At 58.6% G+C, this 24,808-nt stretch carries 17 protein-coding genes, 1 tRNA gene and 1 pseudogene; 10 read left to right on the top strand and 9 right to left on the bottom strand.

The window, feature by feature from the left end; genetic code table 11:
* Positions 1 to 182: 182 nt before the first annotated feature.
* From ACIQJ2_RS14920 to ACIQJ2_RS14890, 7 genes are all read right to left on the bottom strand, one after another.
* On the bottom strand, positions 183 to 1,283 hold the full coding sequence (locus tag ACIQJ2_RS14920) for a porin (RefSeq protein WP_199148459.1): 1,101 nt from the start codon (positions 1,281 to 1,283) through the stop codon (positions 183 to 185).
* Between the two features lie 765 nt (positions 1,284 to 2,048).
* Positions 2,049 to 2,498 carry an acetyltransferase gene (locus ACIQJ2_RS14915; protein WP_400672786.1) on the bottom strand — a complete coding sequence of 150 codons (450 nt, stop codon included), beginning with the start codon at positions 2,496 to 2,498 and terminating at the stop codon, positions 2,049 to 2,051.
* 166 nt (positions 2,499 to 2,664) lie between these two features.
* On the bottom strand, positions 2,665 to 4,527 hold the full coding sequence (locus ACIQJ2_RS14910; protein WP_400672789.1) for an ABC transporter ATP-binding protein: 1,863 nt from the start codon (positions 4,525 to 4,527) through the stop codon (positions 2,665 to 2,667).
* A gap of 200 nt (positions 4,528 to 4,727) precedes the next feature.
* Positions 4,728 to 5,486, bottom strand: a complete 759-nt coding sequence (locus tag ACIQJ2_RS14905) for a GNAT family N-acetyltransferase (protein ID WP_400672792.1) — start codon at positions 5,484 to 5,486, stop codon at positions 4,728 to 4,730.
* Positions 5,487 to 5,857: 371 nt separating this feature from the next.
* Positions 5,858 to 6,154 (bottom strand): hypothetical protein, encoded by a 297-nt coding sequence (locus ACIQJ2_RS14900; RefSeq protein WP_400672795.1) that lies wholly within the window; start codon positions 6,152 to 6,154, stop codon positions 5,858 to 5,860.
* Positions 6,155 to 6,459: 305 nt separating this feature from the next.
* Positions 6,460 to 6,533 (bottom strand) — tRNA-Cys (locus ACIQJ2_RS14895).
* Between the two features lie 194 nt (positions 6,534 to 6,727).
* Positions 6,728 to 7,153: a Rap1a/Tai family immunity protein gene (locus ACIQJ2_RS14890; protein WP_199148441.1), complete on the bottom strand. Its 426-nt coding sequence runs from the start codon at positions 7,151 to 7,153 to the stop codon at positions 6,728 to 6,730.
* A 514-nt stretch (positions 7,154 to 7,667) separates the two neighbouring features.
* Between ACIQJ2_RS14890 and ACIQJ2_RS14885 the strand changes: the two genes are divergently transcribed.
* From ACIQJ2_RS14885 to exoR, 5 genes and pseudogenes are all read left to right on the top strand, one after another.
* Positions 7,668 to 8,339, top strand: coding sequence for a protein-L-isoaspartate O-methyltransferase (locus tag ACIQJ2_RS14885; protein WP_199151480.1), 672 nt, complete (start codon positions 7,668 to 7,670; stop codon positions 8,337 to 8,339).
* A 239-nt stretch (positions 8,340 to 8,578) separates the two neighbouring features.
* A complete protein-coding gene (locus ACIQJ2_RS14880) occupies positions 8,579 to 9,484 on the top strand; it encodes a PopZ family protein (RefSeq protein WP_400672799.1) in 906 nt (301 codons plus the stop codon).
* 123 nt (positions 9,485 to 9,607) lie between these two features.
* Positions 9,608 to 12,451, top strand: coding sequence for a valine--tRNA ligase (locus ACIQJ2_RS14875; RefSeq protein WP_400672802.1), 2,844 nt, complete (start codon positions 9,608 to 9,610; stop codon positions 12,449 to 12,451).
* A 412-nt stretch (positions 12,452 to 12,863) separates the two neighbouring features.
* A pseudogene (locus ACIQJ2_RS14870) lies at positions 12,864 to 14,119 on the top strand (OmpP1/FadL family transporter).
* Positions 14,120 to 14,804: 685 nt separating this feature from the next.
* The gene (exoR, locus tag ACIQJ2_RS14865) at positions 14,805 to 15,608 is read left to right on the top strand and encodes an exopolysaccharide production regulator ExoR (protein WP_400672807.1); all 804 of its coding nucleotides are present in this window, start codon (positions 14,805 to 14,807) and stop codon (positions 15,606 to 15,608) included.
* Positions 15,609 to 15,677: 69 nt separating this feature from the next.
* Here exoR and xth read toward each other — a convergent pair whose 3' ends face one another.
* Together xth and ACIQJ2_RS14855 are read right to left on the bottom strand one after the other, a co-directional pair.
* Entirely contained in the window at positions 15,678 to 16,469 is a 792-nt protein-coding gene (gene xth / locus ACIQJ2_RS14860) for an exodeoxyribonuclease III (protein WP_199151541.1), read from the bottom strand.
* Positions 16,470 to 16,595: 126 nt separating this feature from the next.
* Positions 16,596 to 16,928: an iron-sulfur cluster assembly accessory protein gene (locus tag ACIQJ2_RS14855; RefSeq protein ID WP_199151542.1), complete on the bottom strand. Its 333-nt coding sequence runs from the start codon at positions 16,926 to 16,928 to the stop codon at positions 16,596 to 16,598.
* 303 nt (positions 16,929 to 17,231) lie between these two features.
* Between ACIQJ2_RS14855 and ACIQJ2_RS14850 the strand changes: the two genes are divergently transcribed.
* The 5 genes from ACIQJ2_RS14850 (at position 17,232) to nagZ (ending at position 24,789) form a co-directional block, all read left to right on the top strand.
* Positions 17,232 to 18,449, top strand: coding sequence for a deoxyguanosinetriphosphate triphosphohydrolase (locus ACIQJ2_RS14850; protein ID WP_199151543.1), 1,218 nt, complete (start codon positions 17,232 to 17,234; stop codon positions 18,447 to 18,449).
* Between the two features lie 54 nt (positions 18,450 to 18,503).
* A complete protein-coding gene (gene argS, locus ACIQJ2_RS14845; protein ID WP_400672812.1) occupies positions 18,504 to 20,264 on the top strand; it encodes an arginine--tRNA ligase in 1,761 nt (586 codons plus the stop codon).
* A gap of 62 nt (positions 20,265 to 20,326) precedes the next feature.
* The gene (locus ACIQJ2_RS14840; RefSeq protein ID WP_400672814.1) at positions 20,327 to 23,020 is read left to right on the top strand and encodes an SPOR domain-containing protein; all 2,694 of its coding nucleotides are present in this window, start codon (positions 20,327 to 20,329) and stop codon (positions 23,018 to 23,020) included.
* 134 nt (positions 23,021 to 23,154) lie between these two features.
* Positions 23,155 to 23,655 (top strand): GNAT family N-acetyltransferase, encoded by a 501-nt coding sequence (locus ACIQJ2_RS14835; RefSeq protein ID WP_400672817.1) that lies wholly within the window; start codon positions 23,155 to 23,157, stop codon positions 23,653 to 23,655.
* A gap of 120 nt (positions 23,656 to 23,775) precedes the next feature.
* Positions 23,776 to 24,789 carry a beta-N-acetylhexosaminidase gene (gene nagZ / locus ACIQJ2_RS14830; protein ID WP_400672819.1) on the top strand — a complete coding sequence of 338 codons (1,014 nt, stop codon included), beginning with the start codon at positions 23,776 to 23,778 and terminating at the stop codon, positions 24,787 to 24,789.
* The last annotated feature ends 19 nt before the right edge of the window (positions 24,790 to 24,808 follow it).

Raw genomic sequence — 24,808 nt, 5'->3', positions numbered from 1 at the left:
CTTATCGCTAGTAAACGCGACGCCCACGACAAGGTTCCCCCTTCCGGTTGATCCGGGGAGCTTGCGATGCGCGCCAATAGGGAGGGGGCCTTCGATTTCAGGAGTTTACCGGCATGAAAAAGGGGGCCGGCAGGGAAAGCCGGCCCCCTTCGTTCTCTGATCGGAGGTCAAATCTGATCAGGTTAGAAGTTACGCTCGAAACGGAGAATGCCGGAGACGGTATCGTCGTGGGCATAATCATAGTGAACGTAAGTCAGTTCCGGCTCGACCAGGAGGTTCTTGACCGGGTTGAACTTCAGGTTCGTCGTTGCTTCGAAGATCTTCGAGTCGGTGTAGGCGAGCTGCAGGTTCCACTTCAGCTTGTCGTTGACCGGAACGCCAACGCCACCCCAAACTGCCCAGTCACCCCAGCCGCACTTCGCGCCGTTCACAGTGCCATTCGGCGCGGTGCAAGCGGAGATGTCCTGGTTCGAACCGGCATACTGGTTCAGCTTCTTGCCGTCGGTGTTGTAGCCACCCATCAAGAAAGCCGTGAAGCCGCCGAAGTCAGCGTCGATACGAGCCTTGACTGCACCTTCTTCAACGATCGAGTCGTAACCGCCGACAACCTTGAAGCCCCATGCGCCAGCCTTGTAGCCGAGACCGCCTACGACGTTCGGAGCGTAGTGGTTGCCTTCAGACTGTACCCATGCGCCGTTATAGGTCGTAGAATCGTTGGCCGAGTTGGTATCTTCCAGCGAGATCACAGCCGAGAAGCCGTTGCCGCCGTCATATTCATAGGTCAACTGGTTGAGTTCGTACGGGCCGTCATAGATCACGTCGTCGTTGATGACGTCGCCGGCATAACCCATGTAAAGGTTGTACTGGGAGTCTTTCTTACCAACGGTGAAGCCACCGAGGCTGATGTAGGACCAGAGCAGGTTGGTGCTGGTGGAGCCGCCGTCGTTCCAGTCCCAACGAACGATGGTTTCGGTCTTCAGCGGACCGTATTCGGTGTCGGTCGCGGTGTTGACGTTCAACTCAGCACGAGTGTGCCACAGCGTACCCTGATGGCTGTCGCGGTTGTAAGCGTTGTACCACTCACCTTCCGTACGAACCTTGCCGCCGATCTTGAGGCAGGTTTCCGTACCCGGGATGAAGAAGTAGCCTGCACCGTAGGCGTCGCAAATGCGAACGTATTCCAGCGGCTCCGGCTCAGCAGCAACGATTGCGTCCGCCGCGTGAGCACCGGATACTGCTGCCAGCGCAGCAGCGGAGCCGAGAAGAAGGCTCTTGATGTTCATAATAACTCCAATCTCTCTTGATTGGGCGTGAGATATCGCGCCGTAAAACGACGTGCCCAACCCCATCCCGTTCATGTTCCCTAGTCAGTAGGTGCGAAGTAATAAGCTTCGCGAACTATTTCCTGAACCTGCTTCACTGATTTGGCAAGATACTAAGAAGGACGAACTATATGCGCACTACCCGAAAAAAATGTTTGTTGCAAAAATGACGCAATTCGCCAGTTGAGCCGCCGTCCCGCCCCATTTTGTGCTCAATTCGGCATGCGTGGGGCACGCCGACGATATGGGTCAAACAGCTGGTAAGGGAGGTGTGTCACAGGAGGGTAGCGGCGCCTCGCGCTCGCCTGCGTTCGGCAATCGCCGCATTTCGCGAGGACTGCGAACTCTCATCAACTATGGCAGGGATGTGGCCTCAACGGCTCTGCTGAAGTGGTCCTGCAGTGCATTACGACCATGAGGGTGCGTCCGACGACACTACTGGGGGCGTAGTCTCGTCGGACGCGGCACTGCCCGGCTCAGGGGTGGCATCCAAACCGGTAGTAATGAGCCTAGCATCTACCATAGGTTTCTATAACCTACCTGAATGGGCTGGCAGGGTGTGCCACTCCGGCATGGATCGGCACGCTGGATGGACCACCGTAGGAGTGCGGCTTACGACGCTTTCCGTACCGGATCTTTTCTGAAGCGCACAGCGTGGGACGCGAAGAGCATCTTCCAGGCGCGTGTGGGTGATTCGGCGACCATCCGGGCATCACGAACAACGACTTAAATCGTCGGGCTTTCCCATCGCAGATGGAGGATCGGGTAGGGACGGCCCTGATCGTCCAGTTCCGAGCGGCTTGTCACCTTGAAGCCGAGACGTCGATAGAAGCCTGTTGCCTCGGGATTTTGCTCATTGACGTCGACGGTCACGATATCCTTTCCGGCGCGAAAGCCGTCGAGAAGCAGGCGGCCCAAACCCATTCCCCGGCTGTCGGCGTGCACGAAAAGCGCATCGACATGGTCTCCGCTTGTTCCGAGGAAAGCATGGGGGAGGTCTTGGCCGTCGACCGCAACCGTGAACTCCGCATTCGGCAGATATTCCTCTGCAACCATCTTGCCGATCGCTTCGAGATTCGCTGCATCGAGAAAATGATGGGTGGCTTCAACCGCCGTACGCCATATCTCGAAATTGCGCGCTACGTCGGTCGGCTTCGCTTGCCGCGTTCGGAACATGTCTTATCCTCGGATGTCTCTATCGTTTTAAAATAGTGGTTTGGGCTCCGCCGACAGCGCGTGAAGTCGGCTTGCGCCCGCGCTCGTGCGCTTCATCGAACGCGCCGCACGCAACTGCGCGGATATCGTCCATTGCGATGCGATCCGCAAGGGACCGATGCGACGCCTATGGGAGCTCGCTGATCTCCTTGGCAATGAATCCATCGGTCTGGCGTCTCCATAGGCGGGCGAAAAGGCCATCCTGCTCGACGAGTTCATCCGGCCTGCCTTCTTCCACGATGCGCCCGTGATCGAGCACGATGATCCTGTCCATCTTGGAGATGGTGGACAGACGGTGTGCGATGGCGATCACGGTCTTTCCCTCCATCATCAGATTGAGCTTTTCCTGAATGGCCGCCTCAGATTCGCTGTCGAGAGCGGAGGTGGCTTCGTCGAGAACGAGGATCGGCGCATCCTTCAGGAGCACACGGGCGATGGCCACTCGCTGGCGCTGGCCGCCCGACAGTTTGATGCCGCGATCGCCGACGAAGGCGTTATAGCCCTTGCGGTCCTCGCTATCGGCAAGATCGGCGATGAAGCCGTCGGCGCTCGCCATCTTCGCGACGCCTTCGATCTCTTCTTGAGTCGCATCAGGCCGGCCGTAGCGGATATTGTCACCGACCGAGCGGTGCAGCAGCGCAACGTCCTGAGCTATGACACCGATGTTTCGGCGAAGGCTTGCCTGCGTGACCTCACGGATATCCTGCCCATCGACGCGGATTGCACCGCCCTTGATATCGTAGAAGCGGAGGAGCAGGTTTGCGAGCGTCGTCTTGCCGGCGCCTGAGAGGCCGACGAGGCCGACCTTTTCGCCCGGCCGGACCATCAGCGAAAGGTCATCGATGACCGGCTTGCCAGATTTGTAAGCGAAACGAACTTTGTCGAAGCGAATTTCGCCGTTCGGAACGACAAGGTCCTGTGCGTCCGGCCCGTCGGTGATGGTGGGTGGTGTCGTCATGACCGGCATGGCGTCCTTGATCGTGCCGATCGCCTGGAAGATCTGCTGGCCCATCTGCAGGAACGTAAATGTGTGACCGGAGAAGCGGTTGAGAACATAAACGGCGGCAGTGAATTCGCCGATCGTGACGAAACCATCGACGAGCCCGGTGAAGCCGATCGACAGGATTGCCAGCCAGTGCATCATGTTGAGAACAACGACGACGACCTCCGAGGTGCGATAGATGCGCTGCTCACTTTGCTGCGCTTCGATGGCCTTGCCGATGATGCCGCGGATGGCGCCGGCCTCGCTGTCTTCGGCTGCAAATTGTTTCACCATCTGCATATTGGCGTAGAGATCGGTGATGGCGCCGGAAATCAGGCTGCGACGCTTGGCCGAGCGGCGTGAGCGCTCGGTGAAGACAGGCGCCAGCCTGACGGCTAGCAGGACGTTGAGCGTGATCCAGACGATGGTCGGAATGGCAAGCTGCCAGGAGAGTGCGCCCAGAAGGATAACCGAGCCGACCATCTGCATAGCGAAGCGCGGGATGGAGTGGAAAGCCGAAATGACCTGCTGCTGAACGGCTGACGCCACCTGCTGCAGGCGCGAGGCGACCTGGCCGGCATAGAGATCGTGGAAGAAGGCGAGGTCCTGCCGCTCCACCGCCCTGTGGCTCTGCCATTGAATGGCGGCCGGCATGCCGATGCCAAGCGTGTGCGAGGTCAGCGTATTGACGAGGAAGGAGCCGATCGGAATGGCGGGAAAGAGCATTAGGCCGAGGAAGATCAGCAGCATCCGGTCGTTGTGCAGGAAAGCGGCAGCACCCTGCTGCGTGACGCCATCAACAATGACTGACAGGCCCCAAACCATGGTCAGGCTCATGACTTCAACCACCATGGTACAGAGCACGAGCGCGATCAGGATGCCGCGAAACATTGAGATGAAGTGAAGAAGAACTGCCACTGGCCCCTTCGACGGTAGCGGCCGATAGGGGATATCGAGCGGCCGGATGAGCCTTTCGAAAGGGCGGTAGATCGCGTCTGAAATCGACATGGGCCGCTCGGGTCAAAAATCGGATGGAGACGCGGATACTCGACTACGCTGATCGCATAGAATCACCTTCCGGCTGCAATCTCAATGAGAAAGATGCCGCCGATTGTTCCGGAGTCGGGAGTTGTCGCGAAAACACACTCAAGATTTGGCGGAACCGAGGTGCCGCAACCGTCGTCTCAAGAGGCTGGAGCGCGCATCGATCAATTCGGGGAATCGGGTAAAACCACTTCCCATTTCCCGAATTCCGTCAGGCCTATGGCTGCCGCCAGAGCCAGCGAGGCGTGATTGTCGACTTGGCATCGATATTGCGGCTCGTATCCTTGAGCGTAGGCTTGGCGGCTGATTGCCCGCACCACATTTCTGGCATGTCCCTTTCCCCTGAAGGTCGGCAGCGTCAGTACGCCGACATCGGCGATGAGTGCGTCGTCCCAGGGGTACATGCTTGCGGTGCAGACCAGCTGTGTTCCGTCAAACGCACCGAATACCAGCCAATGATCCAGCTCCACATAGGCTGCGTCGAGGTCTTCAGCCGATGCTGTGGCCTGAAACTCCTCAAATGCAATTCTATCCAGCTCCGTCAATTGGCGTATGTGGCCTGCGGAGGTCTCCTGCAAGAGCAATTGCTTTGCCGGCTCAAGATAGTAGAAAATCGCATCGGCGCCGTTGAGAAGAATTTGGGCCGCATCCAGCCTGCGTCGAAATTCCGCCTCGGAAAGCGCTGCTCCTTCCTGCAGACCCAGCCTGTCTGCAACTGGCATCGTCACGACGGCTTGAACCGGTGTGTCGGGCCGATGCAACACCATCGCTCGGTTTTCGTCATCGAGATCCGGGCTGACCGCGAGGGAAAAGCTATCGTCGTGATGAAGGACGGTGCCGGTGAGGAAATGTTTCTGCCAAAACGTCGTCACCGTCGCGGAAAAGACTGGTTGCTCAACATTCAACCGGAATGTGTTGTTCATCCTCATTCGTACCCTTGGCGTGTATCGGCATCCATTATTCCGATCCGGGTCGCCTTGCAATTGTCTCCGGCATTTTGATGTCGCCAGGGAACATTCGGCAGCGCACGGGTCTGATGAGTGCGACCGACACGAAGCCGGGGACCGAAAGCGCTAGGTCTGCGGTTTCAGATGCGCGTGCCGGTACTGCTGCATAGTCGTGCAGTATTTCCGTGCGTCGCAGGTATGCGAGGGTACTGTGCGGTTGTGCAAGAATTTGGATCTGAGCAACCCGGGCATGAGTGAATATTGATGGCATCATCGTCGTCTCGCCAGCCCGGCCGACATCTCTGCCGATCGGGCCGTCGCTTTTCTATCGTACGGAGTTGCCGGTGCTAATCCGCCAGCTTGCCGATCACGAGACCTGCAAAAAGCCCGAGCAGGGCGGTCGCAACGAGGATCGAGCTTGTTGCTGTCGGATTGTCCCTTGCGGCCTGCACGACATTACGTCCCTCTGCACGGGCGTGGTCGGCGATATTGGTAACCTTCGCCTTTGCCGAAGAAAGGGCCTCGTCAGCTCGCTCGGAAGCACTATCGATCCTCTTCGCCAGATCACTTGAAAGCTTGTCGATCTGGCTCCGAAGTTCTTCGATCTGAGCGTTGATATCCTTGTCGAGCCTGATGTCTGCCATGATGTTCTCCTGAAGAGTGGTGTAAATTCGCTTCTCAGGAACGGCGCGAGCGCAGTTTGGTTCCGTGGTTTGCGCGTTTCGGTTTCGGACGAAAGCAGCGCATCGCACATGCGCCGCAGCCATTTGCGGCTTCGCGATATGCTTGGCTGGTAGGGAGGAATGTGCGTCCCGGGAAGTTGAGTGCCCGAAACCGGGATGACTTGCTGTGCTTCGTTTGGTGTGGCGGAAAGCTTAAGGCCCGAATTGCCGCGCCGAAGACATTTTAGAGCAATGTCAATAAGTTATGACTGTGTGAAAGAAGGGGATGGAGGCCTCGCCCGGAATCGAACCGGGGTGCAAGGATTTGCAGTCCTCTGCGTAACCACTCCGCCACGAGGCCATCCGATGTATGAAGGCGAGTGATGGGCGGCGTTTAGAACGAATCTTGAATCGGCGCAAGGGCCTCATTCTGATTATCGTTCTTTTTTCACTGGCAGCAGCAACTTGCGGTGATGCTGGCTGCCAATTCGTGCATCAGTCCCCAGGCGCAGAATTCGTCAGGGCATCGTCACATGCGCGGAACCGGAAGAGCAATCACTCCTCCAGGCAAGGGAAGGCGAATTTGAAGGAGCGTGCAATCAGCGAGCTGGCGGGCCGCTCGAGCTGCCAGGAATGCTCCTCCATCCACTTGCAGGCGATCATGGTCGCCCGCGTGTTGGTGAGATCCGGCGGCAGACAAAAAGCGCCGACGAACTGCTGAAGATAGCGTTCGTAGCGCGACGAGTTCTTTGGTGTCTGCTTGGTGGCATGGATCGTCAAATTCTTCGTGCGCTGCGCTTCGTCCAGAATGCCCTGGACATAGGCCGACGCAAGCCCTCGATCCTCTTCGCACCATTCGTCGAGCTGTTTGCCGGTAACGACGTGTCCGATGACAGGTGCGGGCTTTTCTGGTTCTTCATCGCTTAACGCGATCTGGGGTATGAGAAGAAGGGACGCTGCAAGGAAGGGCGAAAGCCGCATTCGACGACCTACATCATTGAAGAGAGACTGGCAGCCAGAAAAACCACTAGCGGCAATGACGTTGCCACGAAAAGCACGAGAGAGACAGGCATCCAGTCACCTTCTATTGAAATTTAATCTTAACCCGAATGGTTTCGGGCCGGAAGGTCGATCAGTCGCCACATTCAGGCGGTCCAATATGATCAAGCGTGGTCTTGGGAAGTTAACATTTTACTAATGAGTGTTCCATCTTGAGGCGCCTTCTGATCCGCAGTCGACGAGACGGCAACTTCGGTTGCGACTCGCTCCGCACATTAAGATCTTACATCGACCGGCGTTTGCCTGACATCATTAGATGAGAGCATATGGCAGAGGCGGCGAGGTTTGCGTCTGAATATGCAGATTGTTGTTCGTCGGCGACGCATAGGCACGAATCTCGGCGCCTGTTGCAGCGATGCCTTGAAAGCGTAGCCGCAGGCGATTAAGACACGCGTAGCACTGAAGCAAAGCCGGCCTGTCAAAGGCGCAAGAGGATATGATGGATTTCGAAGCAGCACGCGTGAAGATGGTCGAGAACCAGATCCGTACCACGGATGTCACCTCCCATTCCGTGTTGAATGCATTTTTCGCGGTGCCGCGCGAAAATTTCGTGCCGGAGAAGTCGAAGCTCCTGGCCTATGTCGATTGCGATATCGAGGTTGCGCCGGCCGCAGCTGGCAAGCCTGGCCGCTTCCTGATGGAAGCCTCGCCGCTGGCCAAGCTGCTGCAGCTGGGTGCTATCACCAAGGAAGACAAGGTTCTCGATGTCGGCTGCGGCACCGGCTACGTTTCCGCCGTGCTGTCGCTGGTGGCGGGTAGCGTCGTTGCGCTCGACTCCGACGAGGCTCTCGCGGCGCAGGCCAAAACCAATCTGGCCGCGCTTGGCTATGAAAATATCACCGTCGTGACTGGCGATCTCGAAAAGGGTCACGCCGGTAACGCACCTTATGACGTCATCTTCCTCAATGGTTCGATCGAGCAGCTGCCGCAGGCACTGCTGGACCAGCTGAGCGAAGACGGCCGCCTGATCACGGTGCTTGGCTATGGTCATGCGGCGCGCGCGACCGTTTTCATGCGCGAACGTGGCGCTTTCTCGGAAAACGTCTTCTTCAATGCATCGATCAAGCCATTGCCGGGCTTTGCTAAGGCCAAGGAATTCGTATTCTGATCCTTTGACAGGATTGGGAGTTGCATTCGGCAGGCGTCTTCGGGCGCCTGTTTTTTATTGTCTCCGCCTGTGGCAGAATCACTGTCGATGAAGCGATTCGCAGCAATCGTTACAAAACTGTGCATCACCGGGTTTAGTGCTTTGCGGGTGATTTTTTTCCCGAGGACAGTCATCTAGGGTGGCCCTGATTCGGGCGCCGCCTTGGCGGGTTTCCGGTCGCTGAATATGGGAAAACGGGGATGAATATGGCTCAGCCAAATGTAGTGCGTGAACCGTCCATGGAAGAGATCCTGGCGTCGATCCGCCGGATTATCGAAAGCAACGAGCCTGGCAGCGTCAAGCCGATGCCGTCGACCCATTTTGCCGCCGATCGCGATGACGATATTCAGCTGACTGTCGATGAGGAGTTTGCCGCTGCCGATCGAGCCCGCGCCGCCGGCCAGGATCCGCGTTTCGTTGCCGCAAACTCGCAAGTACCGGTTGCCGAGCCGGAAAGCGCGAACCGTGGTCTGTCTCTGGCCGATGTCGCCGCGCGCGTTCGCGCCGCTTCCGAACGGAACGCCGCCTTGCTGAGTGCCGGGCGCGAACTGCCGCAACCGCGTGAGCTGCCACCGGCCATGGCTGCACGCCTTGCTGAAGCCCGGGTCGAGCCAGTCGTCGATTATCCGCTGCGGAATATGATTGCCGATGTGGCCCAGCCTGCTGCCGAAGCGCAGCCGATGGCCGAGATCGAACCCGAAATTGCAGAGATGATGCTGCGGGAAGCCGTTGCTGCCCCGCAAACGGCGGCAGCGGCACAGGTCGCGTCCCCTGTGGAAGCGCCGGTCTTTCATGCGCCGGAACCGCACCGGCCCGTCACCGAAGTGGCTGAGGCCGTTCTCGAACAACCCGAGGCTTCCCTCGCTTCCATTCAGCCCGTATCCTCGTCGCCGCTGATGTCGGAAGTCGCCGGCGCGCAGGTCTCCCGCTCGTTCGAGGAATTGGCGGCTATCGTCGATGGCGGCCCACGCCGCTCGCTCGATGAGCTGGCGCAGGAAATGTTGCGCCCGATGCTGCAGGAGTGGCTCGACGATAACTTGCCGACCCTGGTCGAGCGCCTCGTGCGTGAAGAAATCGAACGAGTGGCCCGCGGCCCGCGCCGCTGACAAGCCTCGAGCTTCGGGTAACCGATCCGCCGCTCCGGGCTCCGGGGCGGCTTTTTTATTGACTTGCCCACAGCCATCCTATTTACAACCCGCATCACCCAGTCCTCTAGATCCGGTCAAAAAATGCTCGACAAAACCTATGATTCCGCCGCGGTCGAACCGAAGATCGCCCAAAAATGGGATGAAGCCGACGCTTTTCGCGCCGGTGTAAACGCCAAGCCGGGCGCTGAAACCTTCACCATCGTCATTCCGCCGCCGAACGTGACCGGTTCGCTGCACATGGGCCATGCGCTGAACAACACGCTGCAGGACATCATGGTGCGGTTCGAGCGCATGCGCGGCAAGGACGTTCTCTGGCAGCCGGGCATGGACCATGCCGGTATCGCCACGCAGATGGTTGTCGAGCGCCGGCTCGCCGAACGCCAGCAGCCGGATCGTCGCACGATGGGCCGCGAAGCCTTCATCGAGAAGATCTGGGAATGGAAGGCTGAATCGGGCGGTTTGATCTTCAACCAGCTGAAGCGCCTCGGCGCGTCCTGCGATTGGTCGCGCGAGCGCTTCACCATGGATGAGGGCCTGTCCAAGGCCGTCCTCGAAGTCTTCGTTACGCTCTACAAGGAAGGCCTGATCTACAAGGACAAGCGCCTTGTCAATTGGGACCCGAAGCTGCTGACGGCAATCTCTGATATGGAAGTCGAACAGCACGAGCTGAAGGGCAATCTCTGGCATCTGCGCTATCCGCTGGAGCCGGGCGTTACCTATGAATATCCGATCGCCTTCGATGAGGAAGGCAAGCCGACTGAGTTCGAGACGCGTGATTACATCGTCGTTGCGACGACGCGCCCGGAAACGATGCTCGGCGATACCGGCATTGCGGTAAATCCGGAAGACGAGCGTTATCGCGGCATCGTCGGCAAGCATGTTATTCTGCCGATCGTTGGTCGCAGGATTCCGATCGTCGCCGATTCCTATGCCGATCCGACCGCCGGCACCGGCGCGGTGAAGATCACCCCCGCACATGACTTCAACGACTTCGAGGTCGGCAAGCGGGCAGGGCTGCGCTCGATCAATGTGATGAACATTGATGCCTCCATCACCATCAAGGAAAACGAGGATTTTCTCGAGGGCCTCGATAATCCCGCGGCGCTGCATGGCGCTTGGGACGAGCTGGAGGGCAGGGATCGCTTCGAGGCACGCAAGATCATCGTCCGAATCTTCGAAGAGGCGGGTCTGCTCGACAAGATCGAGCCGCATACGCATGCCGTTCCGCACGGCGACCGCGGCGGCGTGCCGATCGAGCCGCGCCTGACCGAGCAGTGGTTTGTCGATAACAAGACGCTGGGGCAGCCTGCGCTGGAATCCGTCCGCGAAGGAAGAACCAAGTTCGTTCCCAGGAACTGGGAAAACACCTATTTCAACTGGCTTGAGAATATCGAACCGTGGTGCATTTCCCGCCAGCTTTGGTGGGGCCATCAGATTCCGGCATGGTACGGACCGGATGGTCAGGTCTTCGTCGAGAAGACTGAAGAAGAGGCACTGCAGGCCGCGATCCAGCATTACCTCTCGCATGAAGGCCCGATGAAGGCCTATGTCGAGGACCTGCTGGAGAACTTCAAGCCGGGGGAAATCCTGACGCGCGATGAAGACGTGCTCGACACCTGGTTCTCATCAGCGCTCTGGCCGTTCTCGACCCTCGGCTGGCCGGATGAGACGCCGGAACTGGCACGTTATTATCCAACGAACGTCCTCGTTACGGGCTTCGATATCATTCCGTTCTGGGTCGTTCGCATGATGCAGATGGGTCTGCATTTCATGAAGGATGAGAACGGCAATCCAGTCGAGCCCTTCAGCACCGTCTATATTCACGCCCTGGTGCGCGACAAGAACGGGCAGAAGATGTCGAAGTCCAAGGGCAACGTCATCGACCCGCTTGAACTGATCGACCAGTACGGTGCCGATTCGCTGCGTTTCACGCTGGCGATCATGGCGGCGCAGGGCCGCGACGTGAAGCTCGATCCGGCCCGCATCGCCGGCTACCGCAACTTCGGCACCAAGCTGTGGAACGCCACGCGCTTCGCCGAGATGAACGGTGCCAAGAGCGATCCGCATTTCGTGCCGGAAGCTGCCGAACTCACCGTCAACCGCTGGATCCTTACCGAACTGGCGCGGGCGGAGCGCGATGTGACCGAAGCGCTCGAAAGCTTCCGCTTCAACGATGCGGCAGGCGCGCTTTATCGCTTCATCTGGAATCAGTTCTGCGACTGGTATCTGGAACTCCTGAAGCCGATCTTCGGCGGCGAGGATGAAAATGCGAAGGCCGAATCTCAAGCCTGCGCGGCCTACGTCCTCGAGGAGACCTACAAGCTGCTGCATCCGTTCATGCCCTTCATGACTGAAGAGCTTTGGGCGCATACGGCGGGCGAGGGCAAGGAACGCGATGGCCTGATCTGCCATGCGGATTGGCCTGCACCGTCCTACGCAGACAATGTCGCGGCCGACGAGATCAACTGGCTGATCGACCTCGTTTCTGGCATCCGCTCGGTTCGTTCCGAAATGAACGTTCCGCCGTCGGCGACTGCGCCGCTTGTTGTCGTCGATGCCAACAGCCTGACGCGGGAGCGCCTGTTCCGTCACGACGCCGCTATCAAGCGGCTCGCGCGCGTCGAAACAATCTCGCTGGCCGACACGGCGCCAAAGGGTGCTGCGCAGATTGTTGTCGGCGAGGCGACCGTTTGCCTTCCGCTTGGCAACCTTATCGATCTGTCGGCCGAAAAGGCCCGTCTGGAAAAGGCGATCGGCAAGAACGATCAGGAAATCGCCCGCATCGTCGGCAAGCTTTCCAATGAGAAGTTCGTGGCGAACGCCAATCCGGACGTCGTTGCCGCCGAACGCGAACGTCTCGGCGAGCTTGAGGGGCAGCAGGCAAGCTTGAAGGTGGCCCTGGCTCAAGTCAGCGAAGCTGGCTGATAGCGAAAGTCCAACAAGTCGAAATGGTTAGAGGGGCATGTGGCGAAAGCTGCATGCCCTTTTTTTTAACTGATCGATTCGGGACAGCTTTGCGTCGCTGCGGAATCTGCCGCCACCAGCTTCGCACAGGTGAAATGGATTACCCCTAAAATTGGTAGGCAATTTCGAAAAGCAAGACTGTTGTCAGATTGTAACAGGAATGTTGCAGTGAAGAATGAGAATCTACGCAGGGGTAAAAATGTTATTCAAAAAGCAAAATCTGACTAATTTTTTAGGCGCTTTGAAGCGGCGTTCACTTTCTTACGTAAGTCAATCGCTCTCTTCCCAGGCTGTTGCTCATCCTGGTCGCATTGCCAATTCATTCGATCGTCGCAACAATCGAATAAATGAATGCACCAGTGGGGGAGACACAATGGCATTTTCTCTTGCGTTGAGGGGCGCAGCCGCTCTTGTCATCGGCTCGTCTTTCGCCAGCGCAGCTTTTGCGGGCGGTCTGGATCGCGGCGGTTACGATATCGATCTGCTGTTCGATAAGGGACGTTATGTTTTCGAGTCCGGCGTCACCTACGTGATGCCCGGTCGTAAAGTGAAGAACGCCAAGGACACCTATCCGGCAGACGGCAATCTCAACAATCGTAGCAGCTCGGTCGACGCGTCGGCGAATTATGCAATACCTTATGGCGCCTTCAAGATCGGCATTACCGACGATCTCGACTGCATGGCCGACTATTCGCAGCCATTCGGCGGTCACCTCAACGAGGGTCAGAATTGGGCCGGCGCCAACAATGAAATCGAGACCAAGTGCGCACGAACAATTATTCGGCTACCTGCTCTTACAAGTTCGATATGGGGCCGGGACAGTTCCGTGTCATCGGCGGCGGCTTCTATCAGGAAGTCAGTGGCTACAAGTCGCGCCTGGTCTATGAGACGGTCGGCCCGGCTGCCGCGATTTATAACGGCGTCGGCTCGCTTGATGTCGACGGTCACGGCTGGGGCTGGCGCGCTGGTCTTGCCTATGAAATTCCGGAATATGCCTTCCGCACCAGCCTCGTCTACAATAGCCGGGTCAGGTACGACAACCTCAAGGGCACGGTCGATCTGACTGAAGTGCCGCCTCCGGTCGTTCCCGGTGGTTTCGGTGGCAAGGTGACCTCAGTCTTTGGATCGGCTGATGCGCCCGACTCGCTGGAGTGGAAGGTTCAGACCGGTATTGCACCCGATTGGCTCGCTTTCGGCTCGGTCAAGTGGACAAACTGGAGCATCCTGCAAAGCATTTCGCTCTGCCCGACGGCCAACAGCAGCATCGCCTGCAACAAGCGGACACAGCTGACGTCGCTCGATCTTCTCTATCAGGACGGCTGGACGATCACGGGCGGCATCGGGCACAAGTTCGATGACAAGTGGAGCGGTGCGGTCAGCCTGACATGGGATCGCGGCACGAGCAACGGTTACGGCATGAACTCCGATACCTGGACACTTGGCGCCGGCGTTGCCTACAAGGCCACCGAGCATGTCCAGTTCAATTTCGGTGGTGCGCTTGGCTTGATGACATCAGGCAAATCCGGCCCGGTCACCCGCGGCGGTGTCGTCTACGGCAACGACGTCTCGTATAGCTTCGGCAACGACTTGGTCGCAGCTCTTCAGACTTCGGTGAAGGTCAGCTTCTAAGGATATCCCCTTGTATTAAAGCAGGTTTATCGCCTGCTTCCTATGATCGCCATCGACGCTGCGAGTTCTTTCAGAGCTCGCAGCGTTTCCTTGTCGGCCATTGCTCGCGATGAGGCGGAAAACGGCCTTCTTGCGCGGTTTATGGTTAAGGAAATCTCTGCGCCGATAAATTTTTTGTGACGAATTAGCAACACTCTATTTCAACGTATTGCAAGCCCGTGATCGGATTACAATTTGTCCATTTCCCGCCACAAATGGGGAGCAGCGATTACACGGGCACAGGGGCAAGCCTTGTAGAAAGTGCGTAAGCGGTCGATGGGTGAACTTCCACTTTGGCATAAGCAACAATCCGGGATCGGAGCAGTCATGCTTCCGACGCAGCGGAAAAGTCTTTGTATGCCAAGGAAACTCGTCGACCTGACCATGTTCGATCTCGCTCATTGGAATTCGAATGAGAGCGCCGCTTCGGCGGTGAGATACGATAACGGCCACGCAAATGCTGGTTTGGACATAATTGCAAGCTATGCTCGCAATTGTGGCAAACAGCTTCGGTTGAATGCCACGGGAGCCATCCTTTCGAAGGATGATCCAGTCTCGTGCGCCATCAGGGAAAACATTCGTGAATCTGGCGGCGCGTGTACAAACGCGGTGGCAGACCCGAATGGAGCGAAAGAAATCGACTGTTATGTTTAAGTCCGAGTTCATATCAGCGAGAGTCATGATGCTCAGCCTGTCCCTTGCCATGGCAGTGGTGCTGGCAGGTCAAGCCCGGGCATTCGATATCAATGCCGGTGTTTCCAAGGAATCGGGTCCATTCGACCTCTTCAAATTCGGTTTCAAGGCCTACAAGAACGGGCAGAAGGAAGAGGCGGTCGAGGCCTATCGCTACGCCGCCGAAAAGGGCCATACGGGCTCACGCTGGGCTCTTGCCAACATGTATGCCGATGGCGACGGCGTCACGCAGAATGATTTCGAAGCCTTCAAGATTTACAGCGAGATCGCGCAGCAGGGCGTGGAGCCGGGCTCTGAGGATACCGGCTTCTTCATCAATGCGCTGCTTGCGCTCGCCGGCTACTACAAGACCGGCATCGCCAACAGCCCGGTGAAAGTCGATCTCAGCCAGGCCCGCCAGCTCTATTTTCAGGTTGCATCCACCTTCGGTGTCCCAGAGGCTCAGTTCCAGCTTGCGCAAATGATGCTGTCAGGCGAGGGCGGCGCCCCCAATGTGCAGCAGGCGAAGAAGTGGCTGAACCAGGCGCGCAAGAGCGGTCACCCCGGCGCCATGGCCGTGTTCGGCAATCTTCTCTTCCAGGAAGGGCAATCGATTCGCGGATTGGCCTTCATGACGGCCGCGCTCGACAAGTGTAAGCCGAAGGATTGCGGCTGGATGGAAGACATTCAGGAGCAGGCCTTCTCCGTCGCCAATGAGAACGATCGTCGTGTCGCGGTCTCGATGGCGCACCAGCTTGACGTTGCAGGCTCCGACTGAATTGACAAACGGCCAGCATGGCTCAGCGGCTGCAAACCGCGTCTAGCTGGAGCCTGTCAAATTTGACGCTTAGTTACCGAAATCCAGATGTGCAATGACGGGCACATGGTCCGAGGGTTTTTCCCAGGCGCGCACATGCTTTTCGATGGCCGTTGCGGTTAGGCGGTCGGCCGCTTCCGGCGACAGCATCAGGTGATCGATGCGAATGCCGTTGTTCTTCGGCCATGCGCCGGCCTGATAATCCCAGAATGTATAGAGCTTGATCGCATCCGTCGTCGCCCGCACTGCATCGGTAAAGCCGAGATGCTCGAGCTGACGGAAAGCCTGACGTGTCTGCGGCAGGAACAGCGCGTCGTTTTCCCAAACCTTCGGGTCGAAGCAATCATGCGGCTCAGGGATGACATTGTAATCGCCGGCGAGCACAAGAGGTTCCTCCAATGCGAGGCGATCCAATGCGAATTTCCGCAGTCGCTCCATCCAGGCCAGCTTGTAGGGGTATTTTTCCGTATCGACCGGATTGCCGTTCGGCAGATAAAGGCAGCAGATGCGCAGTGCGCCATGCCCTTCGATCGAAAACACCGCTTCGATGAAGCGAGATTGTTCGTCGCTATCATCGCCCGGCAGACCGCGCGTTACCTCATCGGGTTTGGTCTTGGAGAGAATCGCAACGCCGTTGAAACCCTTTTGCCCGTGCGTCTCGACATGATAGCCGAGCGCTTCGATCTCCAGCCGCGGAAAGCCTTCGTCGACCGTCTTGATCTCCTGAAGGCAAACGATGTCCGGGCTCGAATCCTTCAGCCATTGGCAGAGGTTTTCGATACGCGCTTTGACACCGTTGATGTTCCAGGTGGCGATTTTCATGGGCGGCTCATCCTTTGCTTCGCCCCGTTGTATCCGCAGAGTATCAACTTGACTACAGCCCATATGAGAACCGGCCCGGAGCAAGCGCCCCGAGCCGGTGATCAAACTGTGGAAAAAGGGCAGGGATCAGATGGCGAAACTCGTGCCGCAGCCGCAACTTGCGACGGCATTCGGATTCTTGATCTGAAAGGACTGGCCGAGAAGGTTGTCGACGAAGTCGATCTCGGATCCGGCCATGTAAACCAGAGAGAGCTGGTCGATCAGAACGGTCGCGTTGCCCTTTTCGACAATTACGTCGTCGACTTCCGGTCCTTCGACGAGGTCGAATTTATAGGAAAATCCGGAACAGCCGCCGCCTTCGACAGCAACCCGAAGGGCGCGCTTTCCGGTCTCCGCGCCGACGATGGCAGCGATTCGCTTTGCAGCGGCATCGGATAGGGTAACATTTACCTCAGTCATATTTTCCTCCTGCCGGGGTCAAGATCCGGAGAGAACCAATGGCCGTCGAGCTTTCAAACGGCTGATATCGATAGCCTTTAACATGAAAGCCAGGCCGGTGACAGCTTTGGTTTGGTTGTTGAGCCCCACACCATTTTGCTGTTTTCTTGTCCATAGGTATGAAGGCCGCAGAGCGGCGTCAATGGCTGGGATGTTCGAGATTGGGGTGCATGTCCGGATTGCCGGCAGCCCCAGGGATCGATTGCAATGGAATGGCCGCCGCGCCGATGAGGTGTGGGAGCCGAATGCCGGAATGGATTGAAAATGACGATTGATACGCATGCATTGGGTTTCGGATATGGTGACAAGGCTGTTTATGCAACGGACCCCTGGGCGTCGCGCGGCCGGCTCTACGAAGAGGGCGGCAGTCCGACGCGCTCCGAATTCCAGCGCGATCGCGACCGCATCGTCCATGCGACCGCTTTCCGGCGGTTGAAGCATAAGACGCAGGTGTTCATCGCTCAGGACGGGGACCATTACCGCACCCGCCTGACACATACGATCGAAGTGGCACAGATTGCCCGAGCCTTGGCGCGTGCCCTGAAGCTGGACGAGGATCTGGCGGAAGGTGTGGCGCTGGTCCACGATTTCGGCCACACGCCCTTCGGCCACACGGGCGAGGATGCGTTGCACGAGATGCTGCAGCCCTATGGTGGCTTCGATCACAATGCCCAATCCCTGCGCATCGTAACCAAGCTCGAGCGTCGCTATGCCGACTTCGACGGGCTCAATCTGACCTGGGAGACGCTTGAAGGCCTGGTCAAGCACAATGGCCCGTTGATGACGCCTGATGGCAAGGGCATCCGTGGACCAGTGCCACAGCCTATTCTCGATTACTGCGAAATCCACGATCTGGAAATCGCCTCCTATGCCAGCCTCGAAGCGCAGGTTGCGGCGATCGCCGATGACATCGCCTACAATACGCATGATATCGATGATGGCTTGCGGTCCGGCTACCTCACCTTCGACATGCTGGAAGAGGTGCCGTTTCTCTCTGGATTGATGGCGGAAGTGAGGGAACGCTACCCGCATCTGGAGGCGAGCCGTTTCACTCATGAAATCATGCGCCGGCAGATCACCCGCATGGTCGAGGACGTCATCGCCGTTTCGCAGCAGGCACTTGCCGAAATCAAGCCGGGGAACGTCGCCGACATCCGCGCCGCCGGGCGCGTCACCGCGACCTTCTCGCCCGCGATGGCCGAAACCGACAAGCAGATCAAACAGATGTTGTTCAAGCGCATCTATCGCCACCCTGACATCATGCGCATCCGCGCCGGTGCCGCGCAGATCGTCACGGATCTGTTCCATGCCTATATGGACAATCCCAAGGAGATGCAGAGCCACTACTGGGTCGACCATATCGCCGGGCTTGCCGTTGCGGCCAAGGCACGGCATGTGGGCGATTATCTGGCCGGCATGACCGACACCTACGCAATCAGCGCTCACAAGCGGCTGTTTGACCAGACTCCCGATTTGCGGTAGGCAGCGCGGCGTTGGGCCGACACCGGCCCGCCCAAGCTATGCGTGGATCAGAAGATGAACCTTTTCACCGATTTCGAAGTAAGAATTAAGAGCGCTCTCGAACAAATTGATATTGTAAGAGAAAAGCGATCGGAACTTGATTTCGGGCGCGTTGGCGTGGAGCCACCGCGAGATGCCAGTCACGGCGATGTCGCCACAAATGCGGCCATGGTTCTGTCCAAGCCGCTTGGAATGAACCCGCGTGCGCTTGCCGAAATTATCGTCGCCAAGCTGAAGGAGGACGCCGACGTCGCTGAGATTTCGGTCGCCGGTCCAGGCTTCATCAATATCCGCCTTGCGGTCGGCTACTGGCAGCGGCTGCTGTCGACGATGATCTCCGAGGGTGAGAAATTCGGACGCTCGGCGCTGGGTGACGGCCAGAAGGTCAACGTCGAATATGTCTCGGCCAACCCGACCGGCCCGATGCATGTCGGCCATTGCCGCGGCGCGGTCGTCGGCGATGCGCTTGCAAACCTGCTTGCCTTTGCCGGCTATGCGGTCACCAAGGAATATTACATCAACGACGCCGGCTCGCAGATCGACGTGCTGGCGCGATCGGTCTTCATTCGCTACCGCGAAGCGCTCGGCGAGCAGGTGGGTGAAATTCCGGCGGGCCTCTATCCCGGTGACTATCTGGTTCCGGTTGGAGAGGCGCTTGCCAAGGAATTCGGCACCAAGCTGCGCGGCATGCCGGAGGATCAATGGCTCCCGATCATCAAGGAACGGGCGATCGACGCGATGATGGCGATGATCCGCGAGGATCTGGAAGCCTTGAACGTCCATCACGACGTCTTCTTCTCTGAACGCACGCTGCACGCCAATGGCGCAGCCCTGATTCGGACTGCGATCAACGACCTGACCTTCAAAGGGTATGTCTATAAGGGCGCGTTGCCGCCGCCGAAGGGGCAGCTGCCGGAGGATTGGGAAGATCGCGAACAGACGCTTTTCCGCTCGACCGAGGTCGGCGACGATATCGATCGTCCGCTGATCAAGTCGGACGGCTCCTACACCTATTTCGCCGCCGACGTCGCCTACTTCAAGAACAAGTTCGACCGTGGCTTCAACGAGATGATCTATATTCTCGGTGCGGACCATGGCGGTTACGTCAAGCGGCTTGAGGCCGTGGCGCGCGGCGTATCGGACGGTGAGGCAAAGCTGACCGTACTGCTCTGCCAGCTCGTCAAGCTCTTCCGTGATGGCGAACCCGTAAAGATGTCCAAGCGCTCGGGCGACTTCGTCACCCTGCGTGAAGTTGTCGATGAAGTCGGGCGCGATTCGGTTCGCTTCATGATGCTGTATCGGAAGAGTTCCGAACCGTTGGATTTCGATTTTGCCAAGGTGACCGAGCAGTCCAAGGATAATCCGGTCTTTTACGTGCAGTATGCACATGCGCGCTGCATGTCGGTTTTCCGTCAGGCCAAGGAAGCGTTCCCGGATCTCGATATCGCCTCGCTCGATCTGGCTAAGGCAGTCATCGGTACGATCTCTGACCCGGCCGAGCTGCAACTGATCGCCAAGGTTGCTGAATTCCCGCGAATCATCGAAGCTGCGGCGCAGTCGCAGGAGCCGCATCGCATCGCGTTTTACCTCTATGATCTAGCAAGTTCCTTCCATGGACACTGGAACAAGGGTAAAGATTTACCTGAATTACGATTTGTTAACGATAAGAACCGAGAATTGAGCATTGCCAGACTTGGGCTGGTGTACGCTGTCGCGTCGGTTTTGAAGTCGGGTCTCGGTATAACCGGGACCGCAGCACCGGATGAAATGCGATAGACGTCACCATTTACCCACATTGCACTGGCATTTAACTGTAGCGTTTGCGAGTGGAACGGGTGATGGCAGAAAAACAGTTGGCGTATCGCGCAGGCGGAAACGACGGGTTCTTTGCGGAGGATGATCCGCTTGCGGAACTGGCCCGCATCGTAGGTTTCGAGCCGCGCCCCGCTGCTCAGGCGGCTCCTGCCTCTCAGCGTCAGGAGCCTGCCTTCAATCTCGAAGACGAGCTTCTTCGCGAATTCGAGCGTTACGATACGCCTCGCATGAATCCTGCAAATGACACCTCGGCTCCATCAGCCCAGGTTGCTCCGGTCGATCCGGCCCCGAGGCCGGTCGAGACGGTACGGGCTGAGCCTACTTTCGAGCAGGCGCCGCAGCCAGTCGTCCCGGCCAAGCCGATCACGGGCGCTCGCGATCTGATCGACGAACTTGAGATGTCGATCGCTCCGGCGTTGCAGCAGGTGTCCCAGTTGGCTCCGAAGTCTGCGCCGATCCAGCCGCCGGCACCTCCGGTCACCAAGACGCCTCAGTCCGCAGCCGCTACGGTTCGGTTGCCGCTCGCCAACTTCACGCTGGCATCTGCACAAGCGCCGCGCGAGCAGTCAGCGCCAGCCACGGTTTCTCCGGTTGCTCCGCTGCCGAGCGCTCCTGTCGAAGCAATGCTCGACGAGATGGCAATCGATTTCGGCGCGCCCGAAGTCGCCGAACCTGCTTACCAGCCGCAGGCGGCAATCGCGCCTCAACCTGCTCCCATGGTTACCCGTGCACCGGAGCCGCAGAAGCCCGCGCCTATGGATGCCGCAGCTCTGTCGGCTGAGATCGACGCTTTGCTGGCCGATGTTGATCGCTATCCGGTTCCAAGCAAGTCGAATGCGACCGTTGCCAAGACTGAGCCTGCTTTCGGTGATTTCGGCGTAACCGCCACCGAATATCCGGCCATGCCGGTAGCGGCTGCGCCGCGCCATGAAGAGTCAAAGCCGATCACCTTCGGCGCCGAAGATCCGTTCGTGGATCAGGATTTCGAGTTCGATCTCGCCGATATCGAAATGGAACTCGCCGAACTTGATTTCGCCGAAGCTGAGAAACAAGCTGCCCGGCAACCGGCTCCGGCTGCTCCGTTTGTCGAGCCGCTGACTTCCCGTGCCGTACAGACACCTTCGGCTCCTGCAGTCGCAGCAGTTGCGCCGCAGCCCATTCCGGCAGCGCCTGTCGCTGCGCCGGTATTGCATCACGCCGCGCCTGCCTTCGAAGCCGACCAGGCTCTGCCGTTCGATCCGACAGAGATTTCGGAGACGGAAGAGCGTGTCGAAACTTTCGAGGGTTCGCACGTTCCTCATCTGCCGGCTATCGAGCCTGAAGAACCGATCGTCGTTCCGCCCGAATATGATTTCGATATTGATTCGGAGATGGCGAGCCTTCTTGGCACACCTGCGAAGGAAACTGCGCCCGAGCCATTCAAGCCTGCCGCCGCTGCAGCTTTGGGTGCCGGCGTCGCGGCTGCTGCTTCCTGGTCGAAAAACACGGCCGCCCAGCCCGCGGCTGCGGTTGCCAAGCAGCCGATGGAAGAGTTCGATGAATTCGAACGTGCGCTGGAAGAAGATTTCCGCCGCAGCTATCGCGAAGCGTCCACCCCGGTCGAGAACGTCGCCCGGATGACGCTGAACCCGGCAGCCGGCAATCGCCGCCCGACTCGCTCCGTGCGTGGTATCGTGACGGCAGCCGCCGTTATCGTCGCGCTCGGTGCAGGCGGCTACGGCGCCTACAGCTGGGTTCGCCACGGCGCGCCGATCTCTAATTTCTCCGGCGAACCGCGCGTCATCACTGCCGATGCCGATCCGGTGAAGGTGGCTCCGGAAAATCCGGGCGGCACCGTTGTCCCGAATCAAGACAAGGCCGTTTATGACCGTGTGGCTGGCGACAGCACCGCAGCGCCGAAGCAGAAGGAGCTGGTCTCCTCCAACGAGCGGCCCGTCGACGTCGTTCAAAAGACGCTGATCCCCGAATCGATCTCCCCGGATGACGGTAGCGGCGATCAGGTAACGCCGACCGCAGTTGGTGACACCTCGGATCCGCGTCTGCTGCCGAACCAGAATGGCGGCAATGCCAATGTTGCGGCCAATGGCGACGATCAGGTTCCTGCCGTGTCGCCGCGCAAGGTGCGTACGATGATCGTGAAGCCGGATGGTTCGCTGGTGCCGCGTGACGAGCCTGCGCTCGCTCCGGCAACGACAGCCAAGACGGCGCCTGCCGCAACGAAAAACCAGGTCGCTTCGACCGGTTCGCGCCCGGCGGCAGCAAACACCCAACCCGCAGCGCAGCCTGACAACGGCGACGCAGCGAGCGCCGAAAGCACGCCGATCCGTGTCGTCAAGACCAATCCGGTTCCGACGACCCGTCCCGAGGCCGCCAAGGCGAACACCGCTGCTCCTGCACCGGATGCCCAGCCCAAGCCTCAGCCGCCGAAGCAGGTTGCGGCGGCAGCTCCGGTTGCGACTGCGGCGGCTGGCAGCGGCGTTTACGGCGTACAGATCGCCTCCTTGCCGACCGAAGCCGATGCGCAGAAGTCGCAGGCAAACCTCAAGGTCAAGTTTGCCAACATCATCGGCAAGCACCCGCTTGAGATCCGCAAGGCCGATATCGCCGGCAAGGGCACCTACTACCGTGTCCGCGTCGTCGCCGGCACGAAGGATGAGGCCGCAGCCATTTGCGAGCGTTACCGCGCCGCCGGCGGCACCTGCCTGATCTCGAAATAAAGAGCTGAGCTGCCAGCAGCAGCTCGATTCGAATGGAACAATCCGCCCGCAGAGATCAGACTGCGGGCGGATTTGCTTTTGGCGGATTTTTGCCCGCATGGTCGGGCGTGGAATGCCCGGTAGAGAGGTCGGACATGCATCTATCGACCCAGCGCACGATCCTTAGACTTTTCGTGGCCGACGACGCGCCGGATATCTTTGCCTCCATATCTCCGGCGATCACGCGCTTCATGGCCTGGGAGCCGCCAGCAACGTCGGCGGATTTCGAAGAAGTCTGGCGCCTATGGCTTGCTGCGGCGGAGGATGGAACGGAGTTTCATTTCGTCGCACGTTCTCGCGACGACAACCGCTTCCTTGGTATCGTCGGTGTTCATGCGGCTCGTTCCGGCACGCCTGAACTCGGGGTTTGGCTCCGCGGCGATATGCATGGAAAAGGCCTTGGCCGCGAACTGATCGGGGCCGTGATCCGATGGGCGAGCGGATCGTTACCAGTCCGGCACTTCGAGTATCCGGTCGCGGAGGAGAATACTGCCAGCAGACGCATCGCTGAGACTTATGGCGGCGAGGTGAGGGAGCGTCGAAGCAATCCGAAATATCGTTCTGTCGTTTATCATCTCCCGCTGCAGCGGATATAAACACAGAGCTCGGGAGGTTTGCGGCTTTGAACTCCGCAATCTCGGGTCGATCGCGCCGTTCTTGTGTATCTCGCCTTGACGTCACTCGCGTTTCGCGGCGCCAGCCTCTATGATTCGGATATGACCGAATCGAAATCCATGATCCTTGGCTGCAGCGGCCATGCTATCACGCCCGAAGAACGCTCCTTCTATCAGGGAGAGCAGCCTTGGGGCTTTATCCTGTTTGGACGCAACATTTCCGAGCCGGCGCAGATCGCCGATCTCGTTGCGTCCTTGCGTGACAGCGTGGGGCGCGATGCTCCTGTCTTCATCGATCAGGAAGGCGGCAGGGTACAGCGAATCCGCCCGCCTATCATGCAGCATTATCCTTCCGGGCAGGCTTTGGGCGATATCTATCGCCAGGATCGTGAGCGCGGTCTGCGTGCCGCGTGGCTGATGTCCCGGCTTCATGCCTTCGATTTGCTGAAGTTCGGTATCAATGTCGATTGCCTGCCGGTGCTGGACGTTCCGGTGGAGGGATCGAGCAACGTCATCGGCAATCGTGCTTACGGGTCGGATCCAGTAACGGTAACGGAAATGGGACGTGCTGCGGCGGAAGGTTTGAAGGCCGGCGGTGTGCTGCCCGTGATGAAGCACATGCCTGGTCACGGCCGTGGATTTGCCGATTCGCATCACGAGCTGCCCGTCGTCTCCGCACCGCGTGCGGAACTTGAGGCCCATGATTTCCCGCCCTTCGTCGCATTGAAGGATGAGTTGATGGCAATGACCTGCCATGTCGTTTTCACGGACGTCGATCCGAACAATCCGGCCACGACATCGCGCAAGGTGGTCGAGGAGATCATCCGCGGCTATATCGGCTTCCAAGGGCTGCTCCTATCCGACGATACCTCGATGAATGCATTGAAGGGCACGATCGGCGAACGCGCAGCGAATATTATTGCAGGCGGCTGCGATATCGTGCTGCATTGCAACGGTGTCATGGACGAGATGCGGCAGGTGGTTGGCAATGTTCCCGCGCTTGCGGGAGCATCGCTGGCACGTGCAAAGGCTGTCGAAGCGGCGTTCGGAAAGAATGACGGTTCCGACGAAGCCGCGCTTCGCGCCGAATTCGATGCGATGTTTGCGGTGGCATAGAACCGGACTCCGAGGAGCT

The sequence above is a fragment of the Rhizobium sp. NPDC092011 genome (assembly GCF_044756305.1).
Lineage (GTDB): Bacteria > Pseudomonadota > Alphaproteobacteria > Rhizobiales > Rhizobiaceae > Rhizobium.
Note: the sequence above shows the minus strand (reverse complement) of the source record. Positions and strands in the feature narration are given on the sequence as shown.